Raw genomic sequence first — 22,202 nt, forward strand, 5'->3', positions numbered from 1 at the left:
CCGGCATGAGCAAAGCCTATCTGAACTATGCTGCAAAACGCCTTGTGCAGGCGATCGTCGTGATCCTGCTGGCCTATGTCTTCACCTTCGTCGTCGTCAGCATCCTGCCCGGCGACCCGATCACCAACGTGCTGAACAACCCCCAGAATGGGTTCACGCAGGACGAGATCAAGGAGATCATCGCCGCGCAGGGGCTGGACAAGCCGATCCCGGTCCAGCTGTGGACCGCCTTTTCCGGCTTCGTGACCGGCGATCTCGGCCTGTCGATGCGGACCAATCGGCCCGTATCGACCCTGATCGCCGAGGTCCTCCCGTCGACATTGATCCTTGCCTCCGCGGGCCTTGCCGTCGCCCTCATACTCGCGGCAGTGATCGCCTACGGCACGCAGTTTCTGCCGAAGCGGCTCGGCCAGGGATTGCTGCGAGGCTTTCCGTCCCTGTTTCTGTCGGTGCCGAACTTCGTCATCGGCCTGGTGCTGATCCACCTCTTCGGTTTCCAGCTTGGCATCTTTCGCGTGATCGAGCCCGACAGTTTCTGGGCGACCCTGTTTGCGGCGATCGCGCTTGGCATCCCTATCTCCGCCCAAATCGCCGAAGTGCTGATCGCCAATCTCGACCACGAGTCCGGACAGGACTATGCCGCCGTCGCGCGCGGCCGTGGCCTTGGGCAGATGCGCCTCTTTGTAAAGCACCTGCTCAAGCCGTCTTCGCTCCCGGTCATCACCGTCATTGCGCTGACGATCGGCGAACTGCTCGGAGGCTCGCTGATCACTGAGACGGTGTTTGGACGCACCGGCCTTGGCAGTCTGGTGCAGCGGTCAGTGAGCACGCAGGACCTGCCGGTGCTTCAGGCGGTCGTCTCCTTGGCAGCCGTCGTCTTCGTGATCGTCAACCTGATCGCCGATCTGACCTACCCGCTGCTCGACCCGCGCGTCAAACTCCTCGGCGCGCCCGAGCGTCGTCCAACCACGGCCGACGACGGCTCCGTGAACATCTCCAAGGCGGTGACGTCATGACCCTCGCCTCAGTCTCCTCTCCCTCGCGCGACACCACGATCGGCCGGCTGACGGCGCTGCGCGTGCCGCCGGTCGTCGTCCTCTCCTTCGCCGTCGTCGCGCTCGCCATTGCCTGGTCGCTCGCCCCCAGCCTGTTCACGAGCTACAGCCCGGTCAACGGCGTTCCCGCCCAGAAGCTGCTCGGCCCCAGCGCGGCGCACTGGTTCGGCACCGATCATCTGGGTCGCGACCTCTATGCCCGCGTCGTCTACGGCACAGCCTCGTCGGTGGCGAGTGCGCTGATCGCCGTGGTCATCGGCGTTGTCGCCGGTGGCTTCATCGGTCTTCTGTCCGGCTTCTTCGGCGGCTGGGTCGACATCCTGTTCGCCCGCCTGGTCGACGTGCTGCTTGCCATCCCCAAATTCCTGCTGGCCGTCATCGTCGTCACCGCGATCGGCTTCGACACCACCAACGCCGCCATCGCGACGGGTGTATCGGCGGTGGCTCTGTTCGCCCGAGTGATGCGCTCCGAGGTTATCAAAACCCGGCAGGCGACCTTCGTCGAATCGTCCTTTCTGCTGGGTGGGTCGCGCTGGCACATTCTGTGGCGCCACGTCCTGCCGAACGCGTCGCGCTCGGTCCTACCGCTGGCGGTGCTGCAGTTCGGCGACTCGATCCTGGTGATCGCCAGCCTCGCCTTCCTCGGATATGGCGACCCGCCGCCGGCTTCCGACTGGGGCCTGCTGATCTCGATCGGCAAGGATTACCTCAAATGGCCGTGGCTGGTTTACGCCCCCGCCTTCGTCACGATCGCGACCGTCCTCTCTGTAAACAGGATCAGCCGATGGCTCCGCAAGACAGACTGACCGCCACCCTCACCCGCACCGAGATCACCGCGGCACCACGCAGATTGGCTCCCCTGCTTCGGGTCAACGACCTCTCGGTCTCCTACGGGCCGCACCGGGTCGTGACCAGCGTCGGGTTCGAACTCGGCCGTGGCAAGAGCCTCGCCCTCATCGGCGAGTCGGGCTCGGGCAAATCGACCATTGCGCGCACGGTGCTGCGGCTGCTCCCCGGTGGCGCGCGTGCCACCGGCCGCGTCGAGTTCGACGGCCAGGAGGTGCTTGGGCTCTCCGAGCGTCGTTTCCGGCCGCTCAGGGGCCGTGCCATCGGCTTCGTCCCGCAGGACCCCGGCAACTCGCTGAACCCGGTACGGACGATCGGCGCCCAGGCGATGGAGGCGGCAGCGCTCCTCGACGAGCCGGACAAGGCCGTCCGCAAGGCGCTCATTCTGGAGACCTTCGCCCAGGTCGGGCTCGACAATCCCCAGCGCGTCTACGATTCCTATCCGCACCAATTGTCAGGCGGCATGCTGCAGCGCGTGCTGATCGGCCTTGCAGTCCTGCCGCGGCCGCTGCTGCTGGTGGCGGACGAGCCGACCTCCGCGCTCGACGTCACGATCCAGAAGCGCATCCTCGACTTGCTTTCCAAGTTGCAGCACGAGCTGGACATCAGCCTGCTCCTCATCACCCACGACCTGGCGATCGCCGCCGAGCGGGCGGATTCGCTGGTGGTACTCAAGGACGGCGGTGTCCAGGAGGCCGGCCGCACCGCGGCGGTCTTCTCCTCGCCGGCGTCAGCCTACGCGAAGAAGCTGCACGCCGATGTCCCAGCCCTCAATCCCGACCGTTATGCCAGGCTGCGCGACCCCGGCTTCCGTTTCCTGAGAAACGATGCCGCCAAGGCGCCGAAGATCGAGGTCAGCGGCGTCACCAAGACCTTCGCGGTCGACGGCAAGGTCTTGACGGCCGTCAATGACGTGTCCTTCTCCGTCCCGGCCGGCACCACGCATGCGCTGGTCGGCGAGTCCGGCTCGGGCAAGACGACGACGATCCGGCTGCTGCTCGGGCTCGATGAAGCCGACACGGGAACCATCTCGGTGGCGGGCGAAAAGCTCACCGGCCGCTCGCACCAGTCGCTGCGCTCCGTGTGGCGCCACCTTCAGCTCGTCTACCAGAACCCGTTCACCTCGCTCGACCCGGCCTGGAAGGTCGAACAGCTGGTGCGCGAGCCGCTCGACCGGTTCAAGATCGGAACGCCCAAGGAGCGGGCCGACAGCGTCCGCGAGGCGCTGGCCAATGTCGGGCTCGGCAAACACCTGCTCTCGCGCAAGCCGACGGCGCTATCGGGCGGCCAGCGCCAGCGCGTGGCCATCGCCCGGTCGCTGGTCCTCAAACCTGATGTGATCGTGCTCGACGAGCCCACCTCCGCGCTTGACGTCAGCGTCCAGGCCGACATCATCGAGGTACTGCTGTCGCTGCAGGCCAATCTTGGCCTGACCTATGTGTTCGTCTCGCACGACCTCGCTCTGGTGCGTCAGCTCGCCCATACGGTTTCGGTGATGCAACGTGGCCGCATCGTCGAATACGGGACGGTCGGCGACATCTTCGACAACCCCCGGCAACCCTATACCGTGTCGTTGCTGGATTCGATCCCGTCCGGCCTCGGCGGCGGCGGCCACGTTCCCCAGCCGCAATCCCGGCGGTTCGTCAACGAGGAAAAGATCGCATGACCATCACCGTGCCTGCCGGCGCCTTGTCCACGCCGTTTCGCCCCAAACAGCGGCTCGGCTTCAACACCCGCGTCTCCTTCAACGACGATGCCGGGCCGGCGCAGGGGCTGCGCGACGGGATCGAGCTGTTCAAGGCGGCGGAGCGGCTGGGTTACCAGTCGGGCTGGGCCTATCAGCGGCATTTCGACCATTACCTGTCGTCACCGCTTCCCTTCTTTGCTGCCGCCGGACAGCACACACGGCATATCACGCTGGGCTCGGCTGTTATCCCGATGCGCTATCAGGATCCGATCCTGCTTGCGGAGGCCGCCGGTACGACCGACCTGCTGATCGGCGGCCGGCTGGAGCTGGCCATCTCGACCGGCGCCAATGCGGCCTTCGACGCCGTGTTCGGCGCGGTCGACACCGATGCCCGCACAGAGGCCAAGCGCCGCCAGGCGCGCTTCCTCGCCGCAATCTCAGGCGAGGTCCTGCACACCGTCACCGGATCGGGCCAAGGCGCCCCGGAAGGCGCAGAGCTGCGCGTGACGCCGCATAGCCCGACCCTGTGCTCCCGCATCCGGCAAGGTTCGGCGAGCCTTGGCTCGGCGGTGCAGGCAGCCGAGCTCGGCATCGGTCTCATTTCCGGCACCGTGCAGCACGACCATGCCGAGGGCGAGAGTTTCGGGGAGTACCAGGCCCGCAGCATCAAGGCTTTCCGCACCACCTGGCGCGAGACATGGGGCACAGAACCGCCGCCGGTCACCGTCGCCGCATCGATCCTAGTCGGCACCACCGCCGAGCTACGGGAGAAATACGCCGCCTACGATTTGGAACGCCGCACGCTGGGCATCGCGGCGTCCCGTCCCAAGGGGGCTCTCGCGCCGGCCAATCAGCCCGTCGGCGCTCAGATCTCCCCGGTCTTCCAGGGCACCCCCGATCAGGTGATCGGGGCGGTGCTCAACGATCCGGGCCTTGCTGCGGCGGACGAGATCGTGCTCTTCCTGCCACCCGCCTTCGGTCTCGCCGAGAACGTGCGGCTGTTGACAGACCTTGCCGAGACGGTGGCCCCGAACCTCGGTTGGGCGCCTGCCGCGTAAGCCCATTCCGCACATCAACATGACCTCGATAGGTATCAGCATGCCGGTCAAATTCGTCAGCCCTCACCATCCAGACGCATCCGCAAACCGGATAGAGAGGACGGCATCATGAGCCGGTATGTCATCATCGGCGCGGGCGCTGTCGGCGCCAGTCTCGCGGCGGAGTTCGAGAGTGCGGGCATTGCCTATGCGCTTGTCGGGCGCGGGGAGCAGGTCCGCCACATCCAGGCACACGGCCTGACCTATCGCAGGCCGTCCGGCACGCGGCAGATCCGCCTCAACGTCTTCGATGCACAGGAGCCGCCGGGCCTGACCGACGATGATATTCTCGTCCTTGCCGTCAAGGCGCAGGACGTGGAGGCCGCGACGGCCTTCTGGGCGCATCGCCCCGTCGCCGGCAGGCGCGAAACGGCGGGCCATCGCCTGCCGCTCGTCACGCTCCAGAACGGGCTTGCGGCCGAGGCGCTGGCAAGCCGGCGTTTCGCGCATGTCTACGGCGCCAGCATCTTGACGCCCGCCCGGTTTACCGAAACGGGCACCGTCGTCTGCGGCGGCTCCCCGCAGGTCGGGGCGCTCGTTCTCGGCATCTATCCGACGGGTACGGACAAGATCGCCGAGGCAATCGGCGCCGATCTGGCCAGAGCGAATTATCTGGTCGAAGTTCGCGACGACGTGCTGCGCTGGAAGGCCGCCAAGCTCGTCTACAATGTCGGGAACGTCCTGGAAGTCTTCGATGGCACCCCCGAGGCGATCCGGACATTCGGCGACGCCCTATCGCAGGAGGCGATTCGAGTTCTGACCGCTGCAGGCTACGAGATCGCCGAGCAGTCGGAGCGCCAGGTCAGCCTTGCCGGCTGGGGCCGAGCGCCCGACAGCGGCATCGAAGCCGGGCAGCAGTCAACATGGCAGAGTTTCGTCCGCGGCGTTCCAAGCGAGGTGGATTACCTCAATGGTGAAATCGTGCAGCTCGGCCGGCGTCACGGCCTCGCCACGCCCTATAACCTCGCCGTCCAGCAGGCCGCCGCCCGCCTCGCCTTCGTGCGGGGACGGCCCGGCTCGATCTCGCTGGACGAGGTACGCGCCATCGTCGAAGAGCGTCATGCCCACCCCTGATGTCCCGGCCGGGACCTCGCAGCCATGATCCCAAGGAGAACCGGATTATCCGGAAAGTTCTATGAGAGTTTCCATTCGCGACGAAATACTGACTGTGGCCGGCGCTCTGTTCTACAAGGAAGGTATCCGCGCGGTCGGCGTGGAACGCATCATCGAGAAGGCGGGTGTCGCCAAGGCGACGCTCTACCGCCACTTCCCCTCCAAGGAACATCTGGTGGCTGCCTATCTGAGCGAACGGCACGAGCGTGTGCTGCGCTCGCTGCAGGAGGTTCTGTCGAGCATTCCCGACGCGCGCGGCCAGCTGCGGACAATCTTCGAGCAGCTGCACGAGAAGGCCGACAGTCCGGAGTTCAGGGGCTGCGCCTTCGCGCTGGCCGTGGCTGAGCATGGCAGCTCCGAGCGCGTGGTGACGATCGCACGCGAGCACAAGCGGTCGGTGCGTGAGATCTTCGCCACCGTGCTGGCGCGCGCCGGCATCTCCGCGCCGGCCCCCGTCGCCCATTTGGCCCTGCTTTACGAGGGGGCGCTGGCGACAGTCGCCGTCCATCGTGATCCCGCTCATGTTCTGGCAGCCCGCAACGCCGCCCTCGACGTTCTCGATTGGTCGTTGCAGCGAGCCGGTGGGTGGTTGACCATCGATACGGTTCCCACAGCCAGTGGCAAGATCGGTGGAGAAGCCTGACATTCTCCAACGGCAACGCAATGCCTTGAGCGGCATCCGCGCTCGGCATGAGAATTATCCCGAACATAGCGTGTCGGAATCGCGTTTAGCCGAACGTCTTCAAGACAGACGGGCTATGGAGAACGACGATGACGATGACGATTACAATTACCGCCTTCGAACGGTCACCTGATCGCGGCAAGGGTCTTGCGCGTGACATGCGCGTCCGCTGGGCGCTCGAGGAAGTGGGGCAGGCTTACAACGTCCGACTGCTGTCGTTCAAGGCGATGAAGGAACCCGCGCATCTGGCACTTCAGCCTTTCGGACAGATCCCGACCTATGAAGAAGGCGATCTCGCGCTATTCGAGTCAGGGGCCATCGTATTCCATATCGCAGAGCATCACGCAGGCCTCTTGCCCGATGACGCGAAGGCCCGGGCGCGCGCAATCACCTGGATGTTCGCCGCGCTCGCCACGATGGAGCCGCCGATCGTCGATCGCGCAATCGCGAGATTCGCGGAGGGTAACGAGAGCTGGTACGAACAGCGCCTGTCCATGGTCGACGACCGTATTCGCACCCGGCTGAGCGAACTTTCCGTCCGTCTTGGCACGGACGACTGGCTTGACGGCGCGTTCAGCGCCGGTGACCTTCTCATGGTATCCGTGCTGCTCAGGCTGCAAGGATCGGGCATATTGGAGGAATACCCGAACCTCTTCGCCTATGTCGCCCGCGGCGAAGAAAGGCCCGCCTACCAGCGCGCATTCGCCGCTCAACTGGCGGTCTTCACCGCCGCCTCGACCGGCTGACGAAGCTTGCTGCCCGATACGCCGCAAGCTTCCTCTCTCAGCCTGCTCCTCCGGCAAGATAAGGCATGACCTCGATGGCGCCGCGATAGATCATGTCAAGCGAGACATAGAGGATGATCGCGAGGCCGATATAGGCAATCCAGCGATGCCGATTGAGGAGCCGAGCGACCAGATTTGCCGCAATGCCCATGAGCGCGATCGAGAGCCCAAGTCCGAGGACCAGCACGCCCGGATGCTCGCGTGCGGCTCCCGCCACTGCCAGAACGTTGTCGAGGGACATGGAAACATCGGCGACGACGATCTGGGTCGCGGCCTGAAGGAAAGTCTTCTTGGAAGCCTCTGCGGCGTCGGCGGCCTCGGCTTCTTCATTGCCGGATCGAAGCTCGCGCCACATCTTCCAGCAGACCCAAAGCAGGAGCAGGCCACCGGCAAGAAGCAGGCCTATGACCGCGAGCAGGTAAACGGCGACACTGGCAAAAAGGATACGCAGAACCGTCGCGGCCAGGATGCCGACGACAATGGCCTTTCGCCGCTGCGAGGCTTCCAGACCAGCGGCCGCCAGACCGATGACCACGGCATTGTCGCCCGCGAGAACGAGGTCGATCGCAATGACCTGCAATAGTGCCGTCAGGCCGGCCGCCGTAAATATCTCCATCATGGCGAATTTCAATAGACGGTTCGAGGCAGAGGACGCAAGGGGCCACGATCCCGACGAATGGATCGTCAGCGGCCCTGGAAACGTCGCAGGCGAACGCGAGGGATACATCCAGTAGAAAACCAACTCCTCTAAAATAATATTCCGCCGTCGCCACTCCCCGGCTTGATCCTCTGACTGACGATGCATTAAGTTCTCTTCCGACTGTTCTCGATATCAGAAAACGCAATATGTGGATTTGAAGGATAGCGATGAGCAATATTTCGAACTCACCCAGCGTTTCCGCTCGTATTCACAAAATACTGAGCATACCCTTGCGCGAATACCAAACCTATTCTTCCGCAGGCCGGTCACGAGATGAGGCTGCACCGAAGACAGAGCGCCGGCTCCTCTATATTTGCGGCTTCGCACCCCATCCCAATTCGAGCTCCTCGGGACAGAAAATTGCCTTTGCGAAGATCGAGGAATTTTCCAGATCCTTCGCCAGGATCGATGTCCTGTATTTCATCAATGAGCTGGAAGAACTTGACGCCGGTCGTGCCTCCCCTCCCTGGCCCGCCAATGTCGCTGACAAGATCGCGATACCGATCACGAAAGGCATGCGGATCGCGGCCGGCCTGCTGATGCCGCATCTGCCGATGTTCGTGTCGGTGCGCCGGTTCGCAGCAAGACGGGAAATCGCGCGGCGCCTGTCCGATCCCGCCTACACGGATTTCTATAGCGATTTCTCTCAAGGCGCGGCCGTGCTGTCGCGCCGGCAGCTGGCGCGCTTCACCGTTCGGCAGCATGACGTCGTCTCGAAGCTTTACGCACGGCAGGCCGACAATGCCGGCCGGCTGAAGAAACTCTTCTACCGGATCGAAAAGGCAAAGACCCGGGCATGGGAGCGCGGCATGTGGGCGAGCGTCGCCGGGATCGAAACTCTTTCGGAGGAGGACGCGGCACTCATCCGCCATGCGCATCCGTCGACGCCGGTGAAATGCGTGCCGCCGATGACGACCGTAGCGCTCAACCCTCAAATGCGCACCGCGGCGACGATCGTGCCCGGACGCATGATTTTCTTCGGAAACATGTCACGCCAGGAAAACATCGACGCCGTCGTCTGGATGGCGAGCGACATCCTGCCGGCCATTCGCAAGCGCCATCCGCAAGCCCATCTCTGGATCATCGGCGCGCATCCATCGGAAGAGGTATTGGCGCTGTCAGGGCCATCGATCCAGGTGACGGGATTCGTCGAATCGCCGATGGAACTGTTTGCCCAGGCCGAGGTCGCCGTCGTTCCGCTGAGGCTCGGTTCGGGCGTCAAGATCAAAGTAATCGAGACGATCGCGGCCGGCATTCCAACGATTACAACGCCTGTCGGCGCGGAAGGCATCCCCCCGCACGGCTTGCTCACGATCGCAGGATCGGCGGCGGAATTCACCGACAGCGTCTGCCGCATCCTGGCCAGAGAGTAAGAGCGAAACAAACCGCGTCACCGCCATCGACAATCAGACGGTGACACGGTCACGGCTCGCAACGCCATTCCCTTACGCTCGATGCACGACCGTAAGATTCAGCCGATCCCTGAAGGCAGGCATTTGCGCCGATACGCGCACCGGATCGCGCAGAAGCTCGGCGAGATTTGCCGCCAGCGCGCCGGCATGATCAGACAGACATGTCAAATGATGGCCCGGCAGCTGGACATGGCGAAAGCTGCTGGCCAGGCGCTGCCACTGCATTCCGTCATAAAGCCCGCATCGCCGCCCGCTGTGATCGAGCCCGGTCGAAAGAACGACGATCGGCGTTGTCGTCGGCGGTGGCAGATAGGCCGCGCTGGCAGCCAGATAGACACTGCGCAACGCCGCGCTCGTTTCCCGGATACGGCGCTCCTCGGTCGGCGCCGTCTCCGCGGTCCTGGCGGCGCGCTTCAAATATTGCCTTGCAAGCGTGCGTATGAGCCGCACGATCTCGTCCCGCGGCAGGTGGAGAGTTCGGCCGATATTCCAGAACGCATTCATCAGGTGGCCGAAGACCTTCTGCACCGCGGGCGAGCGCCTTTCCACCGTGGCAAGAGTCACGCCGATCGCTTCATGCAGGCGCCTGTAGAAGGGCCATGTGTTCAGCGCCGGCGGCTCGATCATCAAGACGAACTCGACCTCCCCGCCCTGTTGCTTGAGCAGCCTGGCGCATTCATAGGCGACCAGCGCGCCGTTGCAATAACCGCCGAGCCTGTAGGGCCCAGCGGGGCGGTAGGCGAGAATGTCCTTAACGCGCTCCCTTGCCATCCATTCGATGCTCGGGTGCAAGCCCGGATCGTCAAGTCCGTGCGGTGCAAGCGCCGCAATGGGATAGCGGCACTCGGCGGCCAGGCGGCGAACATAAAATCCGCCCATCTCGAAATCACCATGCAGGAAGATCAGCGGGTTGCCCGCCATCTCGGCATTGTAGAGTTTGAGCGTTTCACTTTCCTGCGCGCAGGCTCTGCGCCAGAATCTCAATTTTTCAAGACGACGGCCCCTGATGTCGTCTTTTACCCTGTCTTCGTCATTCATGTTTCCCCCCGTCACCCGCTCTAAAGCACGTCGCGCAACAGTGTGGAGCGGTTTTGCGACCACGACATGCGCAAAATCTAGAACCTAAAGCGCGGGTAGCGAATCCGAGAGATCGCGGCGCGCTTCAGAACACCGGCTGCACCAAGAGCGGCGCCAGATGCAGCGGCCGCGTGGCCTTTCGCTTGGAATGGATATCCTGCCACACCCGCTCTACCTGATCGGTCGTCAACTGCGTCGCCCTCGCGGTTTCTTCCACTCCCAGCCCCTCGTTCAAGGCATGGAGGCAGAGATCCATGCGGTCGTAGGGCAATGCGAAATAGAATTCTTCCTGGGTCTGGGCGAGCGACCATGTATCGGTCGTCGGCGGCCTGCGGCGGACCTCGTCGGGCACGCCGAGATATTCGGCGATCTGGTAGACCTGCGACTTGTAGAGATGCGCGATCGGCTTCAGGTCGGCGGCCCCATCGCCATTCTTCACGAAGAAACCCTGATCATATTCGAGCCGGTTCGGCGTTCCCAAAACCGCGTAGTTCAGGCGATCCGCATGATAATATTCCATCTGCTTGCGGGTTCGCTGCTTCATGTTGGTCGCCGCAACAATGCCGAGATAGACGGATGCCGGCATGCGGTGCCGCGTCTGCGATCCATCCGGTGCCTGAAGCACCAAGGTCGAGATGGCATATCCCTCGCCGGCCAGCGGACTGGAAATCGCCACCTTGCACGACCATCCGGGACCATAGGCGGGTTCGATTTGCCGGATGAAGCCGTCGCGCCGCTCGTAACAGCCCATCGCCGCAAGAGCGGGGCCGATATCCTCGATCGTTCCGTCAAGCGAGAAGGTCTCGGCAACCTTCTGGCCAAGCGCCAGGCTTTCCGGATCGGAATCGTTTTCCGGCATGAAGATGGCAAAGACATTGCGCGCGCCGAGCGCATGGGCTGCAAGCGCCGCACAGACGCTGGAATCCACGCCTCCGGACAGGCCGACGACCAAACCGCGGCGGCGCATTTTGTTATGCACCTGATCGCGCATGGCCTCCACGATACGATTGACCTCGGCAGCGGCATTTATGCGCAAGGAATTCGCGGACAGCGTGCGGCGGACGGAGAGAGACGTTGGTTTCATTCTGCAGCCTCCGTTGAATGCTCGAATTCCTCGGCGGCAAGCCTGCGGCTTACCTTCCCGGTATCGGTCTTCGGCAGTGCCGCACGGAAAGAAACGGAACGCGGCACCATGAAATCCTCAAGGTTCTTCTGGCAGTGACGAATGACCGCCTGCTCGTCCAAAGCCGGATCGCAGGCAACGACCACGGCATGAATTGCCTCTCCCAGAATTGGGTCCTGCCTGCCGAAGACGACGACTTCGGCCACGCCCGGGCAGGCGTGAATGGCAGCCTCGACCTCTTTCGGCGCGACCTTCTCGCCGCGTGTCTTGATGATGTCGTCCTTGCGGCCGACGAAATAAAGGAAGCCATCGACATCGGTGCGAAACAGGTCGCCCGTGTAGAGGACGCGCTCCCACGGGTTCGGTCCGGGCCGCAGCACTTTCGCCGTCGCCTCTTCATTCTCCCAATAGCCCTGCATGACGTGCGGGCCGCGAATGACGAGCTCGCCGATGATGCCGTGCGCGACCTTTCGGCCCTGATCGTCCACCACATAGGCCTGCGTATTCGGGATGGCGATGCCGACCGAACCGGGGCGAACGTCGAGTTGCGACGGCGGCAGCCAGGTGCAGCGCTTGCATTCGGTCAGGCCGTACATCGAAAACAGCGTCACACCCGGAAACAGCTTGCGCAGACGTTCGATATGCTCGGTCGGCAGCGCGGCGGCGGTGTTGGTGATGTAACGAAGTGCGGGCAAGGAGCCGGGATGCATGTCGCGCAGGTTCAAGATCAGCGCGGCCATGGTTGGAACCAGCGGGAATCCCGTGACCTTCTCGCGGCGCATGACATCGAAAATGGCCTGCGGAAAGGCGAAGGATTTCTCCAGAACGAGCGTCGCGCCGACCTTCATCGCCATCAGGATCTGGTAAAGCCCGTAGTCGAAGGCGATCGGCAGCACGTTCAGGATCACATCGTCGGGGGTATTCTTCAGATAGGTGGTGATCGATGTCGCCGCCGCTTCGATATTCCGATGCGTCATCATCACGCCCTTCGGCCGTCCGGTCGAGCCCGATGTGTAGATCAGCATGGCAAGATCCATATCGATCCCGCTGGCAACCGGTTGCGCCAATCCGGCAATACTGTCGCAAAAGCGCGAAGCGCCGGGCGGAAGCGATGCGGAATCGCCTGATATGATCGCCACTTCCACATTGGTCTTTTCCGCCAGAGCCTGATCGAGGACACCGGCGAGCCGCGCCTGCGTGATCACCGCGCGGGCGCGGCAATTGCGCAGTACGAAGGCGAGCTTGTCCGCCTTGGTCGAGGGGTTGACCGGACTGAAGACGCCGCCGGCCTTCAGAACCGCAAAGATCGAGACGACCGCTTCCCAGCAATTGTCCATGAAGATCATCGTGCGGTCACCGGGCTGCAGGCCCTTGTTCTGCAGATCCGCCGCCAGATGATCCGAAAGCGCGTCGAGATCGCCGAAGCTCAGCCGGATATCGCCCGCCACAAGCGCTACCTTGTCTCCCCACCGTCTGGCACTGCATCGCAGGAAATTTTCGACGCGCATTGTCCCCTCCAATCCATGTTTCTCAGGCGACCGCGACGATCGGATCGGTTGCCGATCGCTTGCTCACGATGAAAGCCGCGACCTTGGAGATCGAATCGAAGTTGGCTGGCAGGATTTCCGCGTCGCCGACAGTGATGCCGAAATTGTCTTCGACGAAGGCGACCAGCTCGAGAATGCCGGTGGAATCGACGATATCGTTCTCGATCAGCGACGCATCGTCGGGGATCGGCCTCGTCGTGTCTCCAAACAGAAAGCTCTCGATGACGAAGGCTCTGATTTGCTCTTTCAGCGGAATCATAATGTTTCTCCCTTCAGATCACGGCTGCCATTCCGCGATCACCCCTTTGCCCGGCCGATCGCGTTGCGAATGTTTCGTTCCATAGCTGCGTCGACAGGATGCCGACGAAGGCCGCATTGTCCCGAAAGCCATCGGTTTGCCGCCTGCATTTTGCGAGCAGCTTTTCGGCGGCGGCCGGATTGAACAGGCCCGTCTCCTGCAGCGCCCGCTGTGAAAACAGGCGGTCGACATAGGCCGGCTCCTGCCGGGCGAAGAAGGAACGGCTGTCGGGTGCGCGGTAGGGCTGCTTGGTCCGGTTTCCGATCGATGGCGGCAGAAGAGCGGCGGTCGCCCTGCGCAGGATATGCTTCTCGACGAAGCCCTTGAGTTTCATTCCCGGCGGAATCCGCGATGCAAACTCCACCAGGCGATGGTCCAGAAATGGAAACCGCCCTTCGACGCCATGGGCCATCGACATGCGATCGCCCTGGCTGGACAGAATATAATCAGGAAGCAGGAACTTCGTTTCCAGGTACTGCGCCCGGTGCAGCCAATGCCAACGCGCAAAATCCTTGGGTAGGCGAGAGCGCACCTCCTCCGTCGCATCATAGCCGGCGAGCATCGCCTTGAGGCCCGCGGAAAAGAAGATCTTCGCCGCCGCCGTGCTGCGATAGCGCGGATGATGCGAGACCAGCGGATCGTCGACGTCGGCACTGCCAGCGCCGAAGAAGGCGGCGAGCGCTTCCGGCGTCTGCTGGTTCAGACCGGGCAGATAGGGGTAAAGTCGCCGGAACAGCAGCGGCCGGCGGGACGAGGCCGGCTGCCTGGCGCAGAAGCTGCGAACGCGGGTCTCCTTGAAAATATCATAGCCCGCGAACACCTCATCGGCCCCCTCGCCGGTCAGCACGACCTTCATGCCCTCCTCGCGCACATGACGCGACAGCAGATAGAGCGGCGCGGGTGCCGTTCGGATGATCGGCTTTTCCGTCTGGGCGATGACGGCGGGAAAGATGCCGGATATCTCCTCCGGCCCGCAGGCGACAGCCGAATGGCGCGTACCGAGCGCCCGGACCATCTCGTTCTGAAAAGGGCTCTCATCGTATTCGGCGCTGTCGAAGGTGACGGAAAAGGTCCTCAGGCCCGCGGTCGCATGCGGCTTGGCCAGGGCGCAGGTGATCGATGAATCAAGCCCGCCGGAGAGATAGGCGCCCACCGGAACATCGGCCCGCATGCGAATTGCCGTGGCGTCGCCGAGCAGGCTAAGCAACTCCTCGGCGACATCCGCTTCCTCGCGCCGATCCACCCTCTCCCCGGCATCCGGGAAGGCGACATCCCAATATTGGCGGATCGCCACACCCTTGCTATCGACGATCATGAGATGGCCGGCGGGCAATTCCGAGATACCCTTGAACATGGTGCGCGGCGGCACCGGTGCCCACATGGTGAACACCTGATCCAATGCGAACGGATCGATTTCCGCATCGATCCCCGGCACCTTCAGGAGCGCCTTGACCTCGGAGGCGAAGAACAACATCCGCGCATGTTCGGTATAGAAAACCGGACGCACGCCCATGCGGTCGCGTGCGATCAACATCTGCTGCTTGTTGGCGTCCCAGATCGCGAAGGCGAAATCGCCGTTCAGCAGATGGACGCAATCGGCACCCAAATCCCGATAGAGATGAATGATGACTTCGGTATCAGAGGCGGTGCGGAAGACGTATCCCCTGGCTTCCAGGGAGCGGCGCAGTTCCACATGGTTGAAAATCTCACCGTTGAAACTGATCGAAATGGAGCCGTCGGCATTCGACATCGGCTGCTGACCATCGGCCAGACCGACGATGGAAAGGCGACGATGCCCGAATCCAATGCCGGCACCGGTGAATACGCCAGCGTCATCGGGGCCACGGTGCTCTAGCGACCCGGCCATTCGCCTCAGCAGGCCCACGGCATCATCCGCCGCCATGCCATGTCCGAAATATCCCAGAATGCCGCACATACAGTTTCCCCGCTGGAACTGAGGCATTGAAAAACGCCCCATGCAACGCTCCCGTCGGCCATAAGAGTGTCGGTGTGAGCGGGGGGAAGCAATGGCGCAATCGGACTACCCCGACTGGCGGGAGTAGACATAAGCGTGCTCGGCCGAAGGTAGGTAACCCGCATGCCCCGGCCCCATCGCCTTTACGCACCCGGCCTGCGGTGGGAACATCCGCTCAACCGACATTCGGATGGGGCGAAGGGCTCGTCCAGCGCACAGGACAAGAAGGATAAAAACCGTGACAGACGATGCGAGAGCGAACCATACGCGGACGGCGAACGTCAAACCTCACTTCACTGGACAGACCGAGGATTTTCCCATCATGCCGACAGGAAAAGAAGCCACCGCGACCTTCATGAATCTCGAGTTCGAGCTGGGACCGGACGTTCTCGTGCCGCGCCAGGAGACGGAACTCCTGGGGGCGGTCTGCGTCGATCGCCTCAGTCAGGGCGTCGTCACGCCGACCGTCGTCGACATGTGCTGCGGCTGCGGCAATCTGGGAATTGCCATTGCGATGAAGATAGCCGACGCGCAGGTCTGGTCCTGCGATCTGACATCGGCGACGGTCGAGGTCGCCTGGCGCAATGTCATACGCTTTGGCCTGCAGGACAGGATGAGCGTCGTCCAGGGCGACATGTTCGAGAACATCAGCGGGATCGGGCTGGAAGGTCGGGTCGATCTTGTCGTCTGCAACCCGCCCTATATTTCGACCAGCCGTCTGGAGGCGGATCGCGCGCATCTCCTGGAAAACGAACCGCGCGAGGCTTTCGATGGCGGCCCATACGGAATTTCGATCCAGCAGCGCCTCATCCGGGATGCTTTGCTATTCCTGAAGCCTGGCGGCTGCCTGGCTTTCGAATTTGGCGAAGGACAGGAGCGACAGGCCGCGGTGCTGCTCGCACGGACACGCGCCTATGCGCCCGTTCAGTTCATTCTCGATCCATCGGGCATTCCGCGCGTAGCGATTGCCGTCAAGCTGGCGGGTGGTCAGTAGAGTCATCCGATGCATGAGAAGAGATTGCAGGATGCATGAACCGACCACCCGAGCAGGGCTTGCCGTTTAGCTGTGCTGACGGAACTCCAGAAAATCCGGATCCGCCATTGCCCATATCGCCGCCTGAGTGCGGTTTCTGGCGTCGATCTTGCGCAATATGGTCTTGATGTGGACCTTGACGGTACTTTCGGTGATTTCCAGCCTGCGCGCGATCTGCTTGTTCGATTCTCCGCCCATGACCAGTTTCAGGATCGATTTTTCCCGAGGGGAGAGATTGCGAACGCCGTTGGCGACCTTCGTCACCTGAACGGCTGCCGCAGCCATCCGCGTGTCATGCTCATGAACGTCGAAAACACCCGAGCCGGCATCCGGGCAGACGACCACGTCACCGGGCGCAAGTTGTTTCTCGGCAAAGGAAGCCGCAGCATCGAACGTCAGACTTCGCGAACCCGGCTTGTCATCAGACAACGCGGCCGTCCGCGAATCCTCCCGACTGCTCCCGTGCGAAACGGACCAGCCGGAGATCACCGAACATTCCTCGGAGATCAATTGCAAAGCTTTCACAAAACTCTCCGACGAAAGCCCTTTGTGAAGATAGCCTTTCGCACCGCGATCAAGAATAGCGGCCGCCTCGTCATGGTTATAGACATCGGCAAGCACCACGACGCGCGCATTTGGATTGATTGCCAGCACGGCTGTCACAAAATCCAGGACCGCCACATCGACAACCGTTCCGATCACGCATACCGCAAGAGGCTCCATCCTTGGCAGCTCATGGAGATCCTCCAGGGTTTCCCCCATTCCGACGACATCGAAGGATGACAGTCTGAGAATTAGCCGCGCACCCTCCCGGAATAAGCGGCTGGAATCAAATATATAGGCCGGGCTGAGCATAGATATACCCCCCTTTCCCGACAAGAAAGACGAACAATCCCAATTTTCGATCTTATTTGAGCCCGCCATGCAACGATTACGCGCATCTGAATTAATAAATAGTTTATCGGTGTTGTCAAATACTTTTATAAAACAGAAACATTGAATATCCTCAAAACAACCCAAAAATGATCAAAAACCACGCTATTATATTGTATTTATACCTATTTCATTAGAAACAATATTCGCGTCATAACTCGTATTAGTTCGTTCGAACGATGCCCCTTGGAGTTACCCCCTCTGTTTCCTTGCAAACCTGACGCCACAAATGGTGTGCTTTGCCCGAGGAAACACGGATCGGCCGACAATCTCTGCCGTAACCACACCCATAGAGGAGCGTCCCGTGAACCAGCTGCCGAAACTCGGTCAAGACATCAGATCGCCGCAGACAATACCGGTGACGAGATACACGCCGCGACAAGGAGTGTTCAGCGCGCATATGAAGCGGGCTTTCGATATCTCCGCCTCGCTTGCCCTGCTCGTGCTCAGCGCGCCGCTATTCGCCATCATCGGCCTTCTGGTCGCTCTTGATGGCGGCCCCGTCATCTATAGACATGCGCGGGTCGGCAAGGGCTTCGTGCCGTTCAATTGCCTCAAGTTCCGTACGATGATGCTCGATGCGGACGGCTGCCTGCAAGAATATCTGTCGTACCACCCGCAGGCCAGGGCCGAATGGGTGCGCGATCAGAAACTCCTCTTCGATCCGCGCGTCACGCCGACGGGAAAATTTCTGCGTGCAACCAGCCTCGACGAACTTCCCCAGCTGATCAATGTACTGCGCGGGGATATGAGCCTGGTCGGGCCGCGCCCGGTCACCAGCGCGGAGCTCAGCCACTACAACCGGCATGTCAGCGAATATGCCAGCGTGCTGCCTGGCATTACCGGCCTATGGCAGGTGAGCGGACGCAATGATCTCTCCTATCAGCGGCGTGTCGAACTCGATTGCGAATATGTGCGGCGACACACATTCCTGATGGATTTCAAAATCCTGATACGGACCGCCGGCGTTCTTCTCTCCCGCAAGGGAGCTCGATAGCCATGGAGACCGTCGTTACGTCCGATGCCGCTGCCACCGATGATGGCACCCGCACAGAAACAGCCGGCGTATCGGTTCTCATGGCAACCTACGCACGGGAAGAAGCGGCCAATCTCTATGCAAGCCTCGAAAGCCTGCGCGTCCAGACGCGACCCGCCGATCAGATCGTGCTCGTCATCGACGGTGCGATAGACGAGGCCCAGGAAAAGGTCATCGCGAATTTTGCCGCCCTGGACGCACCCTGGGAGTTCACCGTGTTGCGGCTGCAAAAGAACGGGGGGCTCGCCCGCGCGCTCAATGCCGGGCTTGGCGTCTGCACGCGATCGGTGATCATGCGCATGGACAGTGACGACATCTGCCTTTCGGACAGGATCGAAGTCGAGGTCGACTTCCTCGAAACCCATCCGGAGATCGGTCTCGTCGCAAGCTGGGCCGAAGAATTCTATCATGAGAATCCCCAATCGACGCGTTTGCGCGTGGCGCCGACAACGCATGATGCCGTCGTGCAGGCCCTGCGCTGGCGCAACGTCATCGTGCATCCATCGGTGGCGATGAGGGCGCATTTCCTGCGATCGGCCGAAGGCTACAATTCGAAATTCGGCCTTCTGGAAGACTACGACCTCTGGATAAGGCTGGTGCTGGCAGGCGTGCGCTTTCACGTGATCCCGAAGGTGCTGATCAAAGCCCGCACCGGCATGGGACTGAACGAGCGCCGCGGCGGGTGGCGCTATGTCACCAACGAAGTGCGTTTCAGGCTGCATTTCCTGAAGGCGGGCTTCCTGTCCTTCAGCCAGTTTCTGGTCGTGACGACACTCTACACCGGCTTCCGCATGATCTCCGGGCCTCTGCGCGGCAGAATGTATGCCTTCGTTCGCAACTGAAACAATTGAGGGAGGCAATGAAACGCAATGACCAAACAAAACTCAGTCGATCCCATCTCTTCGATCGCGCTTCTTACTCCCGCAACCGAGAACCATTCGGTTGGCGCCGATGCGATCCAGGCCGCGGCGGGAGACCGCGAGGCTCGCTACTCGCTTCGCCGGTTTCTCCTCGGTGGAACAGCGGTTATCGCGCTCGCCCTGTTTGCCTGGCCGATGCTTCCTCGCGTCTATGAATCGACTGCCACCCTGGTGCTGCGTCCAACCGATAATGAAGGCCAGACCGACTACGCCCAGGCCATGCGGCAGCCCCTGGACGAAAACTCCATCGTCTCCGCTCTCGACGCCTTCGGCTCCGTCGCGCTTGCCCAGAGCGTGATCGACGCCAACCAGCTCGCCATGGACGACGAATTCAAGGTGAAGCAGGGGCTGACCGGCAGGGTTCACAATGCGATCGTCACCATGCTGGACGGCGTACTGCCGCAAACCCTGGCACGCGATACGCCCGCCCCCTCCGCGAAGGACCTGATGGCGGGCAATGCGTCCCCCGAGGATGCACCCGACGCCGCCAAGCTGAGGAACAATCTATGGGCCAAGCTGGTCGTCAACCGGAACCGCCTGTCCTACACGGTCAATGTCGGCTTCCGCTCCAACGATCCGCTAAAGGCGGCCATGCTCACCAGGTCGCTGGTGTCGGCCTACCTCGACACCCAGGTCAGGCGCAAGGCCGAGAATGTCGACGGCATGAACCGGCTTCTCGAGGATCATGTACGCCAAGCCCGCGACCGGGCGGACAGATCGGCCGCCGAGATGGAGGCTTTCCTCGAAAAATCGGGTCTCATCGATCAGGGCGCCCAGATCTCGCTCGAAAGCCAGCTGAGCGCCCTCAGCACGGAGCTGGCAACGGCGCGGGCGCATGCCATCGACGCACGAACCCGCGCGGACAATCTCGAACTGATGAAGTCGAAAGGCACATTGGACAGCGCGCCCGAAGTTCTGGCATCCCCAACGATACAGCGCCTGAACCAAAGCCTTACCGAAAGCATGTCGCGGCTTGCGGTCATGTCGACGGAATCGCGCAACATCATGGAGCAGGCTCAGGTCGAGCGCGACCGGATCGTTGCCAGCGTTCGGGTGGAAGCCGACAATTGGGATAGGCGCGAACAACTTCTCTCCGCCGAGATCGACAAGATCCGGCAGGATATGATCGAGCGGCGCAAGGCGAGCCTGCAGCTCGATCAATTGCGCCGCGAAGCCGAAAACGATGCCCAGGTTCTGGCGGACGCCCAGACCCGGCTGAAGACGCGGGCGCCGACGCTGGAGGCCCTGAAACCTGATGCCGAGGTGCTCTCGCCGGCAACGGTTCCCGTCAAGCCGGTCTTCCCGATCCTGCCTCTCTATGTAGCGGGCTCTCTCGGCATGGCGTTTCTCGCAGGCGCCGGCATGAATGCATCCGCGATCCGTCGCGATGCAAAACGGCTGTTGAAAATATGACTGCGCCCGCAGACAGTTCAGTCGCCCGCCGGGCCGGGCCGGGTCTTGCGCTTGCCATCCCGCTTGCGATTGGCTTGGCCTGGCTCGGCTTGTGCTTTGCCATGCCGCAAAGTCCGGCTGCCGCTATGCTGCCCTTCGGCATTATCGGCGCCGCCGGATTTGCGCTGGTTATCGTCGCCGCCGCCCTTGGCAGGCGCTGGGCCGTGGCCGCATTGCTGGTCTTCGTCATTTTCGGCCTGAACCTCAGCCTGCGCCAACGCGCCTCGGGCGAGACGGGACTGGATTGGCAGAACGGACTGAAGCTTGTCACCTGGATGCTGATCCCGCTCGTCTGCCTTGCCAATTTCCAGCGCCTGTTTGCCTATATCCGCGAGCCGACCATCGTTCTCGGCGCCCTCTACGGCCTGCTGGCGATCGCCTCGGGCGTCTGGTCGCTGACGCCAGCCTATACCGTCGCCAACGCCCTGGGGTTTGTCGCCTATCTGATGCTGGCATGCCTCTCCGTTTCCGTCCTTGGGCTTGCCGCTACGTTGCGCCTGGCAACGCTGACGCTGCTGGCCTTTGTCGTCTTGGGACTGGCGGCGGCAATCGTCCTGCCGGGTGCCGCCTGGCTGCCGCCATCGGCTTTTGAGGCCAGCTTCCGGCTTCGTGGTCTTTCCGGACATCCCAACGTCTTGGGCGAGCAGGCGGCGGTACTGGTGACCTTCGCGATCATCTGCCATCGCCGCGGCATCCTCAGCCGCTGGGTTTTCATCGCGATGCTGATCACAGGCTTCGGAACGCTGATCGCCGCCGACAGCCGCACAAGCGCGGCCGCCGCCATCGCTGCCGGCATCATCATTGAACTGCGCGAGAGGCACTACCTCCGGCCAATGGCGGCGATCGCCCTCGTCGCCGGCGCCATCGCGCTTCCGTTCATTGCGATCGCGGGGCTCCCGAGCATGGCGTCGTTCCTGGGCTCGCTGTCACGTTCCGGCTCCGCCACGGAGATCATGACGCTGACCGGACGCACGGAACTCTGGGCGGTGGCATCCGATCTCATCGCACGCAAACCGCTCCTGGGCTGGGGGTTCAACGGCACGGAAGCACTGATGGTGGGTAGCGTCGGACGCAACTTCGCCGGCGATCCCGTCAATGCCCACAACATGTACGTCCAGACGCTTCTTTGCATGGGCTTCCTGGGATCGCTCCCTGCATTCGCCTTTCTCGGCATCGCCCTCAAGCGGATGGTGACAAGGCCCGACGCCATCCGGGATCAGGTCGTCCTGCTGGTGTTGATCATCGGCATTGCCGAAGTCGGCCTGTTTGCCACTCCCGGTCTTCTGACACTTGCCTTTTTCATGGTGCTGGCCGGCGAAATCCGCGCTTCGCCGAAACCCGCCATACTTCCCGGCCATACCGCCGCTTCCCGGGAGGCTGCCAGCCCATGATCTTTTTATTCGCGCATGGTTGTGGATCGTCTTGCGCTGC

20 protein-coding genes are annotated in these 22,202 nt (G+C 62.3%); 13 read left to right on the forward strand and 7 right to left on the reverse strand.

Annotated elements, in window-relative coordinates:
- Nucleotides 1-5: 5 nt before the first annotated feature.
- The 7 genes from FHX11_RS17850 (at nt 6) to FHX11_RS17880 (ending at nt 7,226) form a co-directional block, all read left to right on the forward strand.
- Nucleotides 6-1,016 carry an ABC transporter permease gene (locus FHX11_RS17850; protein WP_184358997.1) on the forward strand — a complete coding sequence of 337 codons (1,011 nt, stop codon included), beginning with the start codon at nt 6-8 and terminating at the stop codon, nt 1,014-1,016.
- Nucleotides 1,013-1,861 carry an ABC transporter permease gene (locus tag FHX11_RS17855; RefSeq protein ID WP_184358998.1) on the forward strand — a complete coding sequence of 283 codons (849 nt, stop codon included), beginning with the start codon at nt 1,013-1,015 and terminating at the stop codon, nt 1,859-1,861. Before FHX11_RS17850 ends, FHX11_RS17855 begins: the two co-directional genes overlap by 4 nt.
- A complete protein-coding gene (locus FHX11_RS17860; protein WP_184358999.1) occupies nt 1,840-3,567 on the forward strand; it encodes an ABC transporter ATP-binding protein in 1,728 nt (575 codons plus the stop codon). The genes FHX11_RS17855 and FHX11_RS17860 overlap by 22 nt, the downstream gene beginning before the upstream one ends.
- Nucleotides 3,564-4,646 (forward strand): LLM class flavin-dependent oxidoreductase, encoded by a 1,083-nt coding sequence (locus tag FHX11_RS17865; protein WP_184359000.1) that lies wholly within the window; start codon nt 3,564-3,566, stop codon nt 4,644-4,646. The genes FHX11_RS17860 and FHX11_RS17865 overlap by 4 nt, the downstream gene beginning before the upstream one ends.
- A 108-nt stretch (nt 4,647-4,754) precedes the next feature.
- Entirely contained in the window at nt 4,755-5,759 is a 1,005-nt protein-coding gene (locus FHX11_RS17870; protein WP_184359001.1) for a ketopantoate reductase family protein, read from the forward strand.
- A gap of 61 nt (nt 5,760-5,820) precedes the next feature.
- The gene (locus FHX11_RS17875) at nt 5,821-6,441 is read left to right on the forward strand and encodes a TetR/AcrR family transcriptional regulator (protein WP_184359002.1); all 621 of its coding nucleotides are present in this window, start codon (nt 5,821-5,823) and stop codon (nt 6,439-6,441) included.
- 134 nt (nt 6,442-6,575) lie between these two features.
- The gene (locus FHX11_RS17880) at nt 6,576-7,226 is read left to right on the forward strand and encodes a glutathione S-transferase family protein (protein ID WP_184359421.1); all 651 of its coding nucleotides are present in this window, start codon (nt 6,576-6,578) and stop codon (nt 7,224-7,226) included.
- Between the two features lie 37 nt (nt 7,227-7,263).
- Here FHX11_RS17880 and FHX11_RS17885 read toward each other — a convergent pair whose 3' ends face one another.
- Nucleotides 7,264-7,881, reverse strand: coding sequence for a TerC family protein (locus FHX11_RS17885; RefSeq protein ID WP_184359423.1), 618 nt, complete (start codon nt 7,879-7,881; stop codon nt 7,264-7,266).
- A gap of 314 nt (nt 7,882-8,195) precedes the next feature.
- On the opposite strand from FHX11_RS17885, the gene FHX11_RS17890 reads away from it, so the two are divergent.
- Nucleotides 8,196-9,338: a glycosyltransferase gene (locus FHX11_RS17890; protein ID WP_246781058.1), complete on the forward strand. Its 1,143-nt coding sequence runs from the start codon at nt 8,196-8,198 to the stop codon at nt 9,336-9,338.
- 72 nt (nt 9,339-9,410) lie between these two features.
- On the opposite strand, the gene FHX11_RS17895 is transcribed toward FHX11_RS17890, so the two are convergent.
- From FHX11_RS17895 to asnB, 5 genes are all read right to left on the reverse strand, one after another.
- Complete coding sequence (locus tag FHX11_RS17895) at nt 9,411-10,478, reverse strand: thioesterase domain-containing protein (protein WP_348649714.1); 1,068 nt, start codon at nt 10,476-10,478, stop codon at nt 9,411-9,413.
- 61 nt (nt 10,479-10,539) lie between these two features.
- Nucleotides 10,540-11,538, reverse strand: coding sequence for an NAD(+) synthase (nadE, locus tag FHX11_RS17900; protein ID WP_184359004.1), 999 nt, complete (start codon nt 11,536-11,538; stop codon nt 10,540-10,542).
- Nucleotides 11,535-13,085, reverse strand: coding sequence for an AMP-binding protein (locus tag FHX11_RS17905; protein ID WP_184359005.1), 1,551 nt, complete (start codon nt 13,083-13,085; stop codon nt 11,535-11,537). Before FHX11_RS17905 ends, nadE begins: the two co-directional genes overlap by 4 nt.
- Nucleotides 13,086-13,107: 22 nt before the next feature.
- Nucleotides 13,108-13,386 carry an acyl carrier protein gene (locus FHX11_RS17910; protein WP_184359427.1) on the reverse strand — a complete coding sequence of 93 codons (279 nt, stop codon included), beginning with the start codon at nt 13,384-13,386 and terminating at the stop codon, nt 13,108-13,110.
- Nucleotides 13,387-13,396: 10 nt separating this feature from the next.
- A complete protein-coding gene (gene asnB, locus FHX11_RS17915; protein ID WP_184359006.1) occupies nt 13,397-15,358 on the reverse strand; it encodes an asparagine synthase (glutamine-hydrolyzing) in 1,962 nt (653 codons plus the stop codon).
- A 361-nt stretch (nt 15,359-15,719) separates the two neighbouring features.
- Between asnB and FHX11_RS17920 the strand changes: the two genes are divergently transcribed.
- Nucleotides 15,720-16,391: a HemK/PrmC family methyltransferase gene (locus FHX11_RS17920; protein ID WP_246781059.1), complete on the forward strand. Its 672-nt coding sequence runs from the start codon at nt 15,720-15,722 to the stop codon at nt 16,389-16,391.
- Nucleotides 16,392-16,457: 66 nt separating this feature from the next.
- On the opposite strand, the gene FHX11_RS17925 is transcribed toward FHX11_RS17920, so the two are convergent.
- Nucleotides 16,458-17,285, reverse strand: coding sequence for a response regulator transcription factor (locus FHX11_RS17925; protein WP_184359008.1), 828 nt, complete (start codon nt 17,283-17,285; stop codon nt 16,458-16,460).
- Nucleotides 17,286-17,763: 478 nt separating this feature from the next.
- Between FHX11_RS17925 and FHX11_RS17930 the strand changes: the two genes are divergently transcribed.
- The 4 genes from FHX11_RS17930 to FHX11_RS17945 are packed head-to-tail and all read left to right on the forward strand — an operon-like array spanning nt 17,764 to nt 22,162.
- Nucleotides 17,764-18,360 carry a sugar transferase gene (locus tag FHX11_RS17930; protein ID WP_246781060.1) on the forward strand — a complete coding sequence of 199 codons (597 nt, stop codon included), beginning with the start codon at nt 17,764-17,766 and terminating at the stop codon, nt 18,358-18,360.
- Nucleotides 18,361-18,362: 2 nt separating this feature from the next.
- Nucleotides 18,363-19,241, forward strand: a complete 879-nt coding sequence (locus FHX11_RS17935; RefSeq protein WP_184359010.1) for a glycosyltransferase — start codon at nt 18,363-18,365, stop codon at nt 19,239-19,241.
- A 27-nt stretch (nt 19,242-19,268) separates the two neighbouring features.
- Nucleotides 19,269-20,732 carry a polysaccharide biosynthesis protein gene (locus FHX11_RS17940; protein ID WP_184359011.1) on the forward strand — a complete coding sequence of 488 codons (1,464 nt, stop codon included), beginning with the start codon at nt 19,269-19,271 and terminating at the stop codon, nt 20,730-20,732.
- Complete coding sequence (locus FHX11_RS17945) at nt 20,729-22,162, forward strand: O-antigen ligase family protein (protein ID WP_184359012.1); 1,434 nt, start codon at nt 20,729-20,731, stop codon at nt 22,160-22,162. The genes FHX11_RS17940 and FHX11_RS17945 overlap by 4 nt, the downstream gene beginning before the upstream one ends.
- Nucleotides 22,163-22,202: the final 40 nt, after the last annotated feature.

The organism is Rhizobium sp. BK602 (genome assembly GCF_014195095.1).
Lineage (GTDB): Bacteria > Pseudomonadota > Alphaproteobacteria > Rhizobiales > Rhizobiaceae > Rhizobium.